Below are 14,226 nucleotides of genomic sequence, written 5' to 3' on the forward strand. Positions count from 1 at the left end.
GATACGCTCGGGTTTGGGGGCACGCGGGTGTGCCGACCGCCCCAGAGCTTCGCTAGCATCGTCGCTGCGGACTCGCGGTAGCGCTGCTACAGCTTCGTCCTGGCTCCTTGCTATCGAAAGCTCTGGATACGCTCGGGTTTGGGGGCACGCGGGTGTGCCGAGCGCCCCAGAGCTTCGCTAGCATCGTCGCTGCGGACTCGCGGTAGCGCTGCTACAGCTTCGTCCTGGCTCCTTGCTATCGAAAGCTCTGGATACGCTCGGGTTTGGGGGCACGCGGGTGTGCCGAGCGCCCCAGAGCTTCGCTAGCATCGTCGCTGCGGACTCGCGGTAGCGCTGCTACAGCTTCGTCCTGGCTCCTTGCTATCGAAAGCTCTGGATGCGGTCGGGTTTGGGGGCACGCGGAAATCGCTGCGTCGTCAGGGATTCGCAGTAGCGCTGCTACAGCTTCATCCCTGCCTCCTTGCCAGGCGCCGCCCTGGATGCGGTCGGGTTATTTATTGTGCGGTTAAACCAAATGAGGTGGGGAGAGATGTCGCAAGAAAAGGCGCGGGCACCCCGTGGGGATCGGGGTGCCCGTCGCAAACCCGGGAGCGCTCTGGAGTGTTGGGGAACATTCGCCGCTCCGTCTCAGGTGGGAGTCAGGTAATGCAGGGGGCGTGCCAGCGCGTGTTTCGGGGGCGATCGGGCGGTGAGAGGGGGTGGAGGGGGGGGGGGGGGGGGGGGGGTGGTTAAGCGTTACTCCAGAGGTGGCAAAAAGGTTGGGCAAAAGGATCGTGGCTAGTCGGCGATCTGGGGCTGTGATATAGCTCGGGATGAAGAGAAGAGCGCGCTGCGACATGTCTCGAATATGCCCCCGGTGAGGGGTTCCGGGGTGTGGGGGCAGCGAGTTTATCAACGATTTTCAAGGTGTTATGGGCGCCTGGAAAGGCGTCGGTTTTGAGGGCGGTGAGCATGCCCGGGCCGGCGGCTGATTCGGGGAGCCTGAGTGATATGTGACGATTTGAACGGTATTCAACCCGATAGAGACGAGCTTGTGTGTGTCGTGATCGACGCCCGGCAGCGGTGCGTCTTCTCGGCGGTGGTCGGCGACCTCTTACAGGTCGCGGGCGCTTTCGAGGAGGACGGCTTGCGGGTGAGGTGATCGAGGGCACGCGGGGGTTCGCGATGAGGTGATATGTCCAACATTCTGGTGGTCAATTCGACCCGTTCGGAGACGCGCGTAGCGCTGATCGAAGACGGGCTCCTGAGCGAAATTTATATGGAGCGCCGCCGCGACCGCGGGGTGGCCGGCAACATCTACAAGGGCAAGGTGTTGCGGGTGCTTCCCGGGATGCAGGCGGCGTTTGTGGATGTGGCCCAGGAGAAGGCGGGCTTTCTGCACGTGAGCGACTTTTATAACTTCGAGAAGGATATCAACCTTCTGGAAGAAGACGGCGACCAGTGGCCGCCGCCCTCCCGTGGCAAGATCAGCCGCAAGATCAACATCTCGGACTGCATCAAAGAGGGGCAGGAGGTGCTGGTGCAGGTGGCCAAGGAGCCGATGGGCACCAAGGGCGCGCGGCTGACCGGGCATATCTCGCTTCCGGGGCGTTACGTGGTGTTTATGCCCACGGTCTCGCATGTGGGGATCAGCCGGCGGATCGAGTCGGAGAAGGAGCGCAAGCGGCTGCGCAAGCTCGTTGAAGAGAATCGCCCGCCGGGCACCGGGTTTATCGTGCGCACGGTCAGCGAGAACATCAGCGAAGATAAGCTGGTGCGCGATATGCAGCTTCTGGTCAAGCTGTGGACCGACATCCTGGATAAGGCCAACCAGGTCAAGGCGCCCTACCTGCTCAACGAGGAGCCGGACCTGCTTTTGCGGGCGGCGCGCGATCTTTTCACCACCGATGTGGGCAAGCTCATCGTCGATGATGAGGAGGCCTACAAGCGGGTCAGCGGGTTTACGAAGCATTATATGCCTTCGTTTGCCGACAATATTGAGATGTACGGCGCCGATGAGCCCATCTTTGATGCCTACGGCATCGAGGTGGAGATCGACCGGGCGCTGGCGCGGGAGGTGCCGCTGCCGAGCGGCGGAAGCCTTGTGTTTGATAAGACCGAGGCGCTCACCGCGGTGGATGTGAACACCGGGAAGTTCGTGGGGAGCGGCTCCGACCTTGAGGAGACGATTTTGCGCACGAACCTGGAGGCGGCCGAGGAGGTCGTCTACCAGCTGCGGCTGCGCAACATCGGGGGCATCATCATCATCGATTTTATCGATATGGAAGATGCCCGAAACCGCGAGAAGGTCTACCGCACGCTGGAGGCCGCGCTCAAAAAAGATCGGGTGACGACCAACTCGCTGGCCATCTCGGAGTTCGGGCTGGTGGAGATGACGCGCAAGCGGGTGCGCGAGTCGCTGGTGCAGTACATGTGCGACCCGTGCGAGCGCTGCAAGGGGTTGGGGCATGTGAAGAGCGCCGAGACGGTAAGCGCCGAGATCGTGCGTGAGATTCGTCGTGAGGCGCGCGCCTTTGCGAACAAGGACGTGTACGTGGAGGCCAACGCCGATGTGGTCTCGTACATGCTCAGCGCGGAGCGCAAGACGATTCAGGATCTGGAAAAGACCTTTGAGAAGAAGATTCACCTGCGGGGGCAGCGCGACAAGCACCCGGAGAATTTTGAGATCGCCGACGCAAAATAAGATGCACGGACCTGGTTGATGCGGGTTGCAGTGATGGTGTTGCCCCCCGAGTTCTGTGGACTCGGGGGGCGTTTTTTATGCGCCGTGCCACGGTGCTTTTATGGTCAGTGGGTTGCTCAGCTGGTATGGTTGGCCCGCTTAAAGCCTTTATTGGATCCTTTGGATAACCGCGACGCGGGGAGAGCATGACGAGTTATATCTGCGCCATCGATCAGGGTACGACGGGGACGACGGTCATTATTCTCGATGACACGCTTGAGGTGGTGGGGCGAGTGAATGAGGAGTTTGAGCAGATCTTTCCCAAGCCCTCGTGGGTGGAGCACGATCCGGAGGCGATCTGGCGCTCGACCTGCAGCACGATCAAGGCGGCGGTGGCCCAGGCCGGGGTGCGGCCGGAAGAGATCGTGGCGGTGGGCATCACCAACCAGCGTGAGACGACGGTGGTGTGGGATGGCAAGACCGGGGAGGCGATTCATAACGCGATCGTCTGGCAGGATCGTCGCACCCGCGGGCGGATTCAGCAGTTTGCCGACGACGGCAATGAGCCGATGGTGCGTGAGCGCAGCGGGCTGATTCTCGATCCCTATTTCTCGGGCACAAAGATCGAATGGATTCTCGATCACGTGAGCGGGGCCAGGCGTCGGGCCCAGAAGGGGGAGCTGAAGTTCGGGACGATCGACAGCTTTCTGCTCTGGCGGCTGACCGGTGGAAAGGTGCACGCGACCGACGTGTCCAACGCATCGCGTACGCTTTTGATGAACCTTCATACGGGCGAGTGGGACGAGGATTTGCTGGAGCTCTTCCGGGTGCCGCGGGCGATGTTGCCCGAGATCGTGGGCAACGCCGAAGTCTACGGACATGTGGAGGGCATTGAGGGGCTGGCCGACGGGACGCCGATCTGCGGGATGGCCGGCGATCAGCAGTCGGCGCTCTTCGGGCAGGTCTGCTACCGGCCGGGGGAGGCCAAATGCACCTACGGGACCGGGGCGTTTTTGCTGATGAACACCGGCGATAAGCCGGTGATGAGCCGGCATCGTCTGCTCTCGACGGCGGCCTGGAAGATCGACGGGAAGATGACTTACGCGCTGGAGGGGAGCGCGTTTATCGCCGGGGCGCTGGTGCAGTGGCTGCGCGACGGGCTGGGCTTTTTTGAGACGGCCGCCGAGATTGAGGAGCTGGCCGGGCAGGTTGAGTCGAGCGACGGGGTGGTGCTGATTCCGAGCCTGGCCGGGCTGGGCGCGCCGCACTGGAATCCGGGGGCGCGCGGGGTGATCTGGGGGCTGACCCGCGGCACGACCCGGGCGCATATTGCGCGGGCGGCGCTGGAGGCCATCGCGCTGCAGAATGTGGACTTGCTCAAGGCGATGGAGCACGATCTGGGCGAAGAGCTCAAGGTGTTGCGCGTGGACGGTGGGGCAAGTGCGAACGGGCTGCTGATGCAGCTGCAGGCGGACTTTTTGAACCGCGAGATCGTGCGCCCGAAGATGACCGATACCACCGCCCTGGGGGCGGCGCTGCTGGCGGGTCTTGGTGCCGGAATCTTTAGTGATTTCAACGCGATCAGCGAGACCTGGAAAGAAGACGCGCGCTTTAAGCCGGCGATGAGTCAGCAGCGGCGCAACATGCACCTGGAGCTCTGGGAAGAGGGTTTGAAGAGGGTCTGATCAGCACCACCGAGCGTCACCGCTACGAGGAGTGGAATGAGCCGTCTGGAGAGCATCGGTTTGGGGGGGCGAGATACGACGTTGCGGCACCAGCTGGTGCGCAACCTCGTCTTGCTCACCCTGCTGACGGCCGGGGCGGTGGCGCTGGTGTTTTTGATCGGCTCGTACCGGGCGGTCGAGGAGCTCTCGGAGCAGGCGATTGACCAGGCGGTGGAGCGGGCGGATGCCGAGCTCGACCGCTTTTTTGTGCCGGTCTCCACCCAGCTGGAGGTGCTGGCGGACTGGGGCACAGGCGGGGAGTTGAGCCTCGCTGAAGATGATGTTGAGGCGATGAACGCGCGGTTGATGCCGGTGCTGCGCAGGCTCAATCAGGTCACCTCGGTGCTCTACGCCGACGCCGAGGGGCGCGAATATCTCTTGCTGGAGCAGGGGGGGGGCTGGGTCAATCGCCTGGTGGATCGCAAGGCCCGCGGGGAGGTGGTGCGCTGGGTGCGTCGCGACGCCGATGGCAAGGTGGTGGAGCGCTGGGAGGAGAAGAGCGACTACGAGACGCGCAAGCGGCCCTGGTATATCGGGGCGATGTCTGCGGGTAAGCGTCAGGTGCATTGGACCGAGCCGTACACCTTTTTTACGACGAAAGATCCGGGCATCACCGCCTCGACGCGTTTTGAGGCTCCCGATGGGGGCGCGCAGGTGGTGGCGCTGGATGTGATGCTCAGCGATGTTTCGGCCTTCTCCACCGGCATTCGCCCCACCGAGCGCGGGTATGTCGCCGTGCTCGCCGGCGATGAGACGGTGATGGGCCTGCCGGCGCGGGGGCGTTATGAGGCTGAGGAGGCGATCCGGGCCGATGTGCTCAAGTCGACCTCGGAGCTTGGGCTGTGGGAGCTTCAGGAGGCGCTCAAGACCTGGCGAGAGGATGGAAGCGGGCAGGGGCTTGTGGAGGTGCGGGCTGCTGGCGAGCGCTACTGGGCAGGGTTTCGCTCGGTGGCGCTGGGGCAGCGCGAGCTGACGATCGCCACGATGGTGCCGCGCTCGGACTTTACCGGGGTGATCGAGCGGCAGCGCAACGTCACGCTGGGGCTGACGCTGCTGGCGCTGGGGCTTGCGGTGCTGGTGGGGGTGCGGACCTCGCGCTCGTATCGGCGCCGCTTTGAGCAGGTGATCGACGCGGCGCAGCGCCTGGGGCAGTACACCCTGGAGACGAAGATTGGCGAGGGGGGGATGGGCACGGTGTACCGCGCCCGCCACGCGATGCTGCAGCGGCCCACGGCGGTGAAGTTGCTCAAAGGGGAGCTCTACGACCGGGAGTCGGTGCGGCGTTTTGAGCGGGAGGTGCAGCTGACGTGCAAGCTGACGCATCCCAACACGATCACGATTTTTGATTACGGTCGGACCACCGAGGGCGTCTTTTATTATGCGATGGAGCTGCTCGACGGGGTGACGCTTCTGGAGCTCATCAACTACTGCGGGCCGTTCGATGAGGGGCGCACGATTTTTCTGTTGCGCCAGGTGTGCGGGGCGCTTGCTGAGGCGCATGAGGCGGGGCTGATTCACCGGGATATCAAGCCGGGCAATATTGTGGTCGGCGATCGCGGGGGGCTGGGGGATTTTGTCAAAGTGCTGGATTTCGGGCTGGTGAAAGACATTCACGCCCCGCGCGAGGTTCAACTGACAGGTCAGGACATCCTCCAGGGCTCGCCGGGCTTTATGGCGCCGGAGGTGATTCTGGGGCAGGGGGCCGATGATGTGCGCGTGGACATCTTTGCGATGGGGGCGGTGGCCTATGTGCTGTTGACCGGGCAGAACCCCTATGAGGACAGCTCGGCGGTGAAGGTGATGCTCAAGCAGATCAACGAAGATCCGCCGCGCCCCTCGGAGGTGCTGGGGCGGGTCATCGATGCGGATCTCGAAGATCTGGTGATGCAATGCTTGAGTCGAAAGGCGGCGGAACGTCCGGCGACGATGCGGGAGCTAGCCGAGGCGCTGGAGGCGTGTGGGGCCAGCGCGCGCTGGGATGCGGCGCAGGCGAAGGCGTGGTGGGAGCGCCACGGGGCGAAGCTCGTGCCGGCCGCGAAAGCGGTGGCCTCCGAGTCCGACGATGAGTCTGGCGAGCTGGCGATGCAGGTGACCCTGGAGGTGGAGGCACCTCGGGAATCGCAGAAGATGGCCAGGCGCAGCGGTGCGGACGCCCCGGCGGAGCACGTCTAGCGGCGTTGCCCAAAAACTCAGCGATCGAGGTGATCTTCGGGGGGCACGAGCATCAGGGAGGTGGGGTGCTTTCGGGCCATGGCGCTGGCGATGGAGCCCAAAGCGCGGTCCTGAAGGGCGGAGCGGCTCTTTTTTCCAAGGATGAGCAGGTCGACCGAGTGGGTCTCACAGTGTTGGGTGAGGGTGGCGACGGTGGGGCCGGCGTAGACATGCGACTCGAAGGTCAGCTCGGGGTAGAGGGTTTTGACCTCGACGCCGAGCTCGATGAGGCATTCGCGGGTGCGCTCGGTGAGCTGATCGATGTCTTGAGGAGAGAGGTAGTTGACCAGGCCCGTGTTGAGCGTGGGGGTGGGGGTGTCGTGGAGAATGTGCACGAGATCAAGCTGCGCGCCGGTGAGGTGCGCCAGGTGGGCGGCGCTGAAGAGGGCGGCCTGGGAGCCGGGCATAAAGTCGAGGGCGACGCTCAGGCCGGGCGGCTCGCTTAAGGTGGCGTGATCGGGCTGCACGAGCACGGTTTTGCAGGGGGCGCGGTGAACGAGCTTCATGGCGGTGGAGCCGAGCATCGCGCGGCTGATGGCGCCGGCGCCGCTGGTGCCGAGCACAAGCCAGTCGACCTGGTGTGTGGTGCAGTAGTTGGTGATGACGGTGGCCGGTTTGCCCTCTTCGAGCAGAATGTCGATGTCGTCGGTATGCGGACTTAAGGTGCGCAGCCACTCGCGGACCTGGTGGGTCTGGCGGGCGTTGATATCGGGGTTCTCCGCGAGTCGCTCTCCGGCGTTGGCGGAGTAGTGCTCGGGCGGAGCGACGTAGAGGGCGCTCAGCGAGGCGGAGCGCTCGGTGGCGAGGATGCGCTCGCGCAGATCGAGGGCCCAGCGTGCGGCGCTTTCGGCTTCCAGGGAGAGGTCGGTGGCCAGGAGGATCTTCATCGGGGAGCTCGGCGTTGGGAGAACTTCGATGAGGTTGCGCAGGCTTTTAAGAAGGTGGGCACGGGGGGCAGATGCCCAAGGCGCTGTGGTTCGCGGCGTGGGGCGATTTGTGAGGGCGTTTTTTGGGGTGCGGTTTGTGGTCAGGTGGTTGAGGGGCGCTGTGGTTCGCGGGTGGTGGTTGATTTGTGGTCAGGTGGTTGCGGGGCGCTGTGGTTCGCGGTGTGGGGAGGTTCGTGAGGGCGTTTTTTGGGGTGCGGTTTGTGGTTGGGTGGTTGAGGGGCGCTGTGGTTCGCGAGTGTTGGTTGATTTGTGGTCAGGTGGTTGGCGGGGCGCCGAGCGCCCCAGGACGACGCTGACGGCGTCGCTGCGTCCTCGCGGTGGCGCTGCCACAGCTTCGTCCTTGCTCCTTGTCATCCCCCGCCCTGGATGCGCTCGGGTTGGGTGCCGAGCGCCCCAGGACGACGCTGACGGCGTCGCTGCGTCCTCGCGGTGGCGCTGCCACAGTTTCGTCCTGGCTCCTTGTCACCGCCGCCCTGGATGCGCTCGGGGTGGGGGGCGGTGAGTAAACAAAAAAAAGGCCGGAGCGGGCTCCGGCCTTTTGTGATGCGGGTTTGCTGGTTGAAAAGATCAGTTGCGGGGGAAGACGCAGGGGGCGTCCTGGCAGACGTCGACGATGGTGCCGGTGCGGAAGAACTCGATCATTTGTTGCTGGTGTTCTTCCAGGCGGCGGGGGAGGCCGTGGGGGTCGCCGAGCTCGTCTTCGGGGGGCTGGGGGCCGATGGCGGGCCAGGGGTTGCCGAAGTCGTAGAGGACCACCCCGGAGCCCTCATGGGGGTAGGGGGTGGTGGGCACGGCGTAGGGCTGGCGGTCGACGTCGTAGTTGTCGAGGAGCGGGATGCCGATGTCGGTGCGGGCGACGATCTCGTTGGTGACCACGGCGACCTGGTAGTCGCCTTTGGCCGGGGCGAGCAGGGCGCGTTTGTCGCTCTCGAAGAAGGGGGCGTGGTTGATGTGGCGCATGTAGCTGATGGGGTCGATGGTGTCCCAGAGCAGCTGAATGGCGGCGATGGCCAGGCCCTGGTCGACGCGGTCGGGGTAGCCCAGGTTGAGGAAGGCGAAGTAGGGGCCAAAGTTGACGGAGCGCTCCATGAGCATGGCGTAGTTGATGCCGGGCACGCCCAGGTGGCCGCGCTCAATGTCGGGGGTCAGCGCCAGGAAGGTGGCGCCGAAGATGCCGCCCTGGGAGATGCCCATGTAGTAGTGCTCGTCGGGGTTGACGGTGATGTCGTAGGGCTGGAGCTCGTCGATCTCGCTAAGACCCTCGCGCATCGCGCGGGTGAGCACGGCGTAGTTGACGATGCCCTGGTGCATGCGGTCGACGAGCTCTTCGAAGTAGGTGGCGTGCTGCAGCGCGAAGCCGGCCAGGGGAATGTCGTCGGAGGAGAAGCCGGAGAAGGAGGTGGCGAAGAAGATCAGGTTGTTCTCGTTGGCGATTTTCGCCGTGTCGTTCGATCCGTAGGTGATCTCTTCGCCGCTGCCGAGCATGCCGTGGCCGTAGGTGACAAGGCCGTGGGGGGTGCCGTCGAGGGCGGAGTGGGGGATGCGCAGCCAGTAGGTGGCCTCAAGCGTGCCGTCCTGAGTGATGTCGCCCTCGGGGGTGCGGTTAAGCAGAAAGCCTCGGGCCGGGGCGCGCTCAGAGCGGGTGACGAAGGAGGGCACGGTGAAAGTGCCGATGATGTCGAGCGCGATGTGCGGGTGCTCCTCCGGGGTGTTTTCGACGAGGCGGTCGACGGTGAACTGGACGGGGGTCTCCTCGATGGCGCTCAGGGCGTCGGTGACCATGGCGCGCACGTCTCCGTGGAGGCTCTCGGAGCTGCCGGTGTGGAAGTCCCAGGCCAGGGTGAGCTCGTCGCGATCGACGCCTTCGTCTTCGAGGATCTCGAAGAGGCGGTCGAAGCGGGGCTGGCGCCAGGCGAGTTCGGGATCTTCGGCGGCGGTGCCCGAGCGGTAGGCCTCAAAAGCCTCGGAGGGCTCAAAGGGCTGACCGTCGGTGGTCTGCAGGTTGCGCATCGCCACGATGTAGTGGCTGTTGAGCTCCAAAATCACCGCCGGGCGGATGAAGAGGACCTGTTTGTCGGCCGAGGGGGCCTTGGAGTCGAGTTCGGCCCAGAAGGGCACGTGTTCGACGCCTTCGTCGGTGACGCGCAGGAGCAGGATCTGGCGGTCCTCGTCTTCCAGGGAGCGCTCGATCGCGTCTTCGGCGGGCATCTCGGAGGTGTCGATGTCGGGGAAGAGCACGGTGATGGGGGTGCCCAGGCCGTAGCCGTCGAGGCGACGGTAGGCGGCCGGATCGATGTGGCCGTCGCGGCTCTCGGGGAGGCTCTCGGCGCCGAAGTCCAGGGTGTAGCCGGTGGGGCGGCTCGCGTCCTCTTGAAGGTAGAGGCTGGAGGGCCAGGGGAGCGTGCAGTAGGAGGGCATCAGCGCGTCGCAGTCGGTGGTGCGCGCGGTGGGGAGCGGGCCGGTGTCGGTGTCGGCGTCGGGGCCGACGTCTTCGGAGGTGTCCGGCAGGCCTGAGTCGGGGGTCTCGGTGTCGGCGGGTTCGGAGCAGGCGGCAAGAAGCGCGGTGAGCGCCAGGGGCCAGAGCAGGTGGGTGCGGTTCATGGAAAATCCTTATCAGCAGCGTGTTTCAATCCGAGCCGACGGGCGCGTTGCGGGAGCGGGCGCGGCGCCGGCGAGCGTTATTGAGGCCGTGGTGCGGGGCCAGGCTTAGATGGCTTCGCGGTGGATGATGCCGCGAAAGTCTTCGGCGCGAAAGGGCAGGTCGAGGCGCGGCTCCCGCTCGAAGGTTCGGGCGTAGAGCGTCGGCTTGAGGGGAAAGCGCGTGGGGAAATAGTTGATATGAAAGATCGTGGCCGCGGCGCGAAACGCGGTGCCGCGCAGGGAGCGCAGGTGGCGTCGGAGGCTGGCGTCGACGCAGGCGTCGATGGCCGCGCTCAGGGCGTCTTCGTCCCATTCGGTGGGCTCGACCGCCTCCTCGGGCACGTCGCCCCGGTAGGGTTTGGGGTCGTTGTGGACGCGCCAGATGGAGGCTTCGTCGGTGTTTTCGCGGGCGAAGGGGTCGATGGGGCGGCCGTTGAGCCAGGTGTTGAAATGCACATGCGGGGCCGACCAGGGGAAGGCGGCAAGCATGTCGACGCCGGAGCCGCCGGCCAGAGCGATAGGCTGGGCACGTCCGACCATCTGGCCCGGGGTGACCAGCGCTCGGCCCAGGTGGTTGCTGGTGGTGATGAGCCCGCGGCCGTGGTCGATGAGCACCTTGAGCCCGCCGCGGTGGAACTCGTTGGAGACGCGCAGCACACGTCCCGGCGCCGGCGCCACCACCACGGTGCCCACGGGGATGGCGAAGTCGGTGCCGTTGTGGCTGTCGTAGGTGCGCGCTTTTCCGCGGTAGTCGGTGACCCGGGTGACGCGGACCGACCAGCCCTCTTCGACCGGGGTGGGGGTATGGTTAAAAAGATTGTAGATGGGGATGAGTCCGTCTTTGCGGGTGAGGCCGAGCCAGGTGGAGAGGCTTAAGCGGGGGTGGAGGATCTTCAGGCTGGTGGTGTCAAAGCGGCTGGGTGGGGTGTGGGGATCGCCGCGGAGCATGAGCATCGCCTCGCGCAGGCGTTGCGAGGGGTTGGTGAGGCCGAAGATTTCGGGGATGGAGAGTGGCGAGGTGGTGATGTCGCTCATGAGGGGGGATCCGTTTTATTGATCAGGGTTTTTTGATTTGGGGGAGGTGGGTGGGGTTGGTCTCGGGTTTGGGCTCGTGCTGGTGCTCGTACTGGTACTCGTACTCGTACTGGTACTCGTACTCGTACTGGTAGCTGGTGCTGGTACTCGTACTCGTACTGGTTGCTGGTGCTCGTACTCGTGCTGGTAGCTGGTGCTCGTACTCGTACTCGTGCTGGTGCTCGTGCTCGTACTGGTGCTGGTGCTCGTACTCGTACTCGTACTCGTACTCGTACTGGTAGCTGGTGCTCGTACGGGTAGCTGGTGCTCGAACTCGAGTTGGTGCTCGTGCAGGTGCAGGTGCTCTCGGCGTTTGTGATGGCGGTTGGGTTGAGGGCTCGTGAGGTCTCGGTGTTGGATGGGATGAGCGGCTAGAGGGCTTTGGAGCGTTTTTTTCGGGATCGGATGAGCGTTTGGAGGGCTTTAGAGCGTTTTTTTCGATCATGGATGAGCGATTTGAGGGCTTTAGAGCGTTTTTTTCGATCATGGATGAGCGATTTGAGGGCTTTAGAGCGTGTTTTTCGGGATCGGAGGAGCGAGACGAGGGCTCGGGAGCCTTCGGGGGCTTCATCGCGTCGAAAAAAAGGTGTTTCGGGGCATGTTTTGCATCCTAAATCTTGAACGGGCGTTCAGTCCATGGGGCGCGGGGTCGGGTCAGGGCCGGGCCTGGCGTTCGTTTTTGCGGTGTTTGGCGTAGGCGATGGCGACGCCCGCGGCGGAGAGGCCCAGGGTGGCGGCCAGGAGCAGCCAGAAGAGGGCGCCGGAGGAGGGCTCGGCGTTGGAGAGGTCGCGTAGTTTGATGTCGAGGGTGCTGAAGCAGCGCTCGATGGGGGTGTTCCAGGCGTGGAATTGCGCGGCGCCGCCCTCGCCAGCGGGGAGGTTAGCGAAGGTGGGGTCGAAGCAGGCGTCGAGTTCGGTGCGAAAGCGGGTGTGGGTGGCCTCGGTGATGTCGCCTGTGGCAAGGGCCTGGTCGAGGAGCTCGTGGCGGCGTTGGTGGTAGTCTTCCAGGCGCGGCAGCGCGGCGCTGGCTTCGCGCAAAAAGTCGGCGCGGTGGCGCATGACGCTGAAGTCGGCGTCGTCTTGGAGCTCGCCAGTGGCGTCGCAGTCGGCCAGGGCGCGGGTGCGCCAGGCGTCCAGAGCTTGCATGGACTGGCGCGTGGGGTGGTCGGCTTCGAGGCGCTCCACAAGTGCCGAGAGCTCGCCGGGGGTGGGCATGGCGGCGACGGTCTGACAGCGGGAGTTGGAGGCGGTCTTGGCGAGTGCGGGCTGCGCGCTGGCCAGGCTCAGGGTGGTGAGGGCAGCGAACAGGATGGCGAGGAGGAGGGGGTGGCGAGACATCGTTTGCTCGGGTGGGGGATCTGTGGGGGGCACAGCATGGCAGGGAGGTGGTGTGGATGCCAGCCGGAGTTGGGGGGGGGAGGGTGAGCGTGGGTCAGGGGGGGAGGTGACCCAGGGTCGTTGCTGGAGGTGACCCAGGGTCGAGCTTGGAGGGTGACCCAGGGTCGTGTTTGGAGCAGCGAATATGCGGGTGGGAGGTGACCGTGGGTCGTGTTTGGAGCAGCAAATATGCGGCTGGGAGGTGACCGTGGGTCATGGCGGAGGATGACCCGGGGTCGAGTTGGGAGGTGACCGTGGGTCGTGTTTGGAGCAGCAAATATGCGGTTTGGAGGTGACCCAGGGTCATGGCGGAGGATGACCCAGGGTCGTAGTTAGGAGGTGACCGTGGGTCAGCATCTAGGGGCGGGGTTTTGTGTCTAAGGTGTTGAAGTGGTTTAGTTTTTCGGGCTTTCGGGGGCGTTTTGCGCATGCTTGACATTTCATCGGCGCGTAGCAAGCTGGGCGCCGACGTGGGGGGCGACCAACTTTTGAGCGAATCCGGAGTAAACGATGCGAGACAAGATGTGGTGGATGGCCGCGGTGCTCAGCGGTGCGGTGATGGTGGCCGGCTGCGGTGGCGATGAGGTGCAGGGTCATGACGACGCGGGCGGAGACGATGTGGGAGATGTCTCCGACGCGGGCGATACGGGCGTCGACGATGGGGGTGACGACGCCGACGTCGATGCGGATGCCGATGCGGACATCGAAGACGACGCCGGGGCGGATGCCGATGTGGACGTCGAAGAAGACGCCGGGGCGGATGCCGATGTGGACGATGATGCCGGCGATGTGGTCGTGCCCGATGATTGCCCGTCGGGGCAGCGCGCCAACAAGACCAGCGGGGAGTGCGAGGTGGTGCCGACGCTGCTGGTGTATACCCAGGATCTGAAGTCCTACGTGGATGGGGAGTTGGCCTCGGAGATGCGCGGGATGCTGGTGTGCGCCAGCGCCAGTGAGAACAACGGAAGTCTGCCGCGCGTGGCGCTGGCCCAGGGAGAGCGCTGCCGGGTGTATGGCGAAGGGCTCTCGGAGCCGCCGGAGGTCACTGCGTACAATGCCGGTCCGATCACGGTCTTCGGGGTTAATCCGATAAACCCGGCAGCGTTTTCGCCGAGTGAGTTCGGGTCGTGTTATCAGCCGCCCTCCGAGTTTTTTGGGCAGCAGTTTGTGTTTGATCCGGAGGCGGAGCTGCGGGTGGTCTCAGCGGGCACGGATGCGGAAGTGGAGGTGCAATTCCCGGCCTTTGACCGCACGCTTCAGACGATCGCGCCGGCCGATTTTACCCACGACCCTATCGCCCCGGGTGAGGAGATGGTGCTGAGCTGGACGCCCAACGCCGATGCCTCGGAGGTGCGCATTGATGTAGACGCAAGCGGTGCCGACGGCACAAGCGTGAGGATCGTGTGTGAGGTCGCCGATAACGGGCGCTACGTGATCCCGGCGGAGCTCACCGCGTATCTGCCGGAGGAGCGCACCAGCGATTACGTCTACCTGGAGCAGAGCCACACCGAGCGCATTGAGCCCGAAGACTCCAATGTGCTGATCATGCTCTCGGCCGGCGCGGCGGTGCGTAAGCGCTGAGGTCGGATCA

Annotated in this window: 8 protein-coding genes; 4 read left to right on the plus strand and 4 right to left on the minus strand. The window is 64.6% G+C overall.

Translation table 11 applies throughout. The features are described 5' to 3' along the window. Nucleotides 1–1,174 precede the first annotated feature (1,174 nt). The 3 genes from FRC98_RS13370 to FRC98_RS13380 all read left to right on the plus strand — a co-directional run bounded on the left by FRC98_RS13370 (nucleotide 1,175) and on the right by FRC98_RS13380 (nucleotide 6,558). On the plus strand, nucleotides 1,175–2,683 hold the full coding sequence (locus FRC98_RS13370; RefSeq protein ID WP_146981945.1) for an Rne/Rng family ribonuclease: 1,509 nt from the start codon (nucleotides 1,175–1,177) through the stop codon (nucleotides 2,681–2,683). A gap of 185 nt (nucleotides 2,684–2,868) precedes the next feature. Next, nucleotides 2,869–4,347 (plus strand): glycerol kinase GlpK, encoded by a 1,479-nt coding sequence (gene glpK, locus FRC98_RS13375; RefSeq protein ID WP_146981946.1) that lies wholly within the window; start codon nucleotides 2,869–2,871, stop codon nucleotides 4,345–4,347. A gap of 36 nt (nucleotides 4,348–4,383) precedes the next feature. Continuing rightward, nucleotides 4,384–6,558 carry a protein kinase domain-containing protein gene (locus FRC98_RS13380; protein WP_146981947.1) on the plus strand — a complete coding sequence of 725 codons (2,175 nt, stop codon included), beginning with the start codon at nucleotides 4,384–4,386 and terminating at the stop codon, nucleotides 6,556–6,558. 17 nt (nucleotides 6,559–6,575) lie between these two features. On the opposite strand, the gene FRC98_RS13385 is transcribed toward FRC98_RS13380, so the two are convergent. The 4 genes from FRC98_RS13385 to FRC98_RS13410 all read right to left on the minus strand — a co-directional run bounded on the left by FRC98_RS13385 (nucleotide 6,576) and on the right by FRC98_RS13410 (nucleotide 12,596). Next, nucleotides 6,576–7,484 carry a universal stress protein gene (locus FRC98_RS13385; protein WP_146981948.1) on the minus strand — a complete coding sequence of 303 codons (909 nt, stop codon included), beginning with the start codon at nucleotides 7,482–7,484 and terminating at the stop codon, nucleotides 6,576–6,578. Between the two features lie 627 nt (nucleotides 7,485–8,111). Then, nucleotides 8,112–10,145 (minus strand): hypothetical protein, encoded by a 2,034-nt coding sequence (locus FRC98_RS21575; protein WP_230467595.1) that lies wholly within the window; start codon nucleotides 10,143–10,145, stop codon nucleotides 8,112–8,114. Between the two features lie 105 nt (nucleotides 10,146–10,250). Continuing rightward, complete coding sequence (locus FRC98_RS13395; protein WP_146981949.1) at nucleotides 10,251–11,219, minus strand: M23 family metallopeptidase; 969 nt, start codon at nucleotides 11,217–11,219, stop codon at nucleotides 10,251–10,253. Nucleotides 11,220–11,912: 693 nt separating this feature from the next. After that, nucleotides 11,913–12,596 carry a hypothetical protein gene (locus tag FRC98_RS13410; protein ID WP_146981950.1) on the minus strand — a complete coding sequence of 228 codons (684 nt, stop codon included), beginning with the start codon at nucleotides 12,594–12,596 and terminating at the stop codon, nucleotides 11,913–11,915. Nucleotides 12,597–13,145: 549 nt separating this feature from the next. On the opposite strand from FRC98_RS13410, the gene FRC98_RS13415 reads away from it, so the two are divergent. Then, nucleotides 13,146–14,216: a hypothetical protein gene (locus FRC98_RS13415; protein ID WP_146981951.1), complete on the plus strand. Its 1,071-nt coding sequence runs from the start codon at nucleotides 13,146–13,148 to the stop codon at nucleotides 14,214–14,216. Nucleotides 14,217–14,226: the final 10 nt, after the last annotated feature.

It is taken from the genome of Lujinxingia vulgaris (assembly GCF_007997015.1).
In the GTDB taxonomy this organism is placed as follows: Bacteria; Myxococcota_A; Bradymonadia; order Bradymonadales; family Bradymonadaceae; genus Lujinxingia; species Lujinxingia vulgaris.

What these genes read in the sequence shown, in the direction of transcription:
- FRC98_RS13385 (WP_146981948.1), bottom strand. Translation starts at nt 7,484, where the DNA reads ATGAAGATCCTCCTGGCCACCGACCTCTCCCTGGAAGCCGAAAGCGCC.
- FRC98_RS13380 (WP_146981947.1), top strand. Translation starts at nt 4,384, where the DNA reads ATGAGCCGTCTGGAGAGCATCGGTTTGGGGGGGCGAGATACGACGTTG.
- FRC98_RS13415 (WP_146981951.1), top strand. Translation starts at nt 13,146, where the DNA reads ATGCGAGACAAGATGTGGTGGATGGCCGCGGTGCTCAGCGGTGCGGTG.
- FRC98_RS13410 (WP_146981950.1), bottom strand. Translation starts at nt 12,596, where the DNA reads ATGTCTCGCCACCCCCTCCTCCTCGCCATCCTGTTCGCTGCCCTCACC.
- glpK (WP_146981946.1), top strand. Translation starts at nt 2,869, where the DNA reads ATGACGAGTTATATCTGCGCCATCGATCAGGGTACGACGGGGACGACG.
- FRC98_RS13370 (WP_146981945.1), top strand. Translation starts at nt 1,175, where the DNA reads ATGTCCAACATTCTGGTGGTCAATTCGACCCGTTCGGAGACGCGCGTA.
- FRC98_RS21575 (WP_230467595.1), bottom strand. Translation starts at nt 10,145, where the DNA reads ATGAACCGCACCCACCTGCTCTGGCCCCTGGCGCTCACCGCGCTTCTT.
- FRC98_RS13395 (WP_146981949.1), bottom strand. Translation starts at nt 11,219, where the DNA reads ATGAGCGACATCACCACCTCGCCACTCTCCATCCCCGAAATCTTCGGC.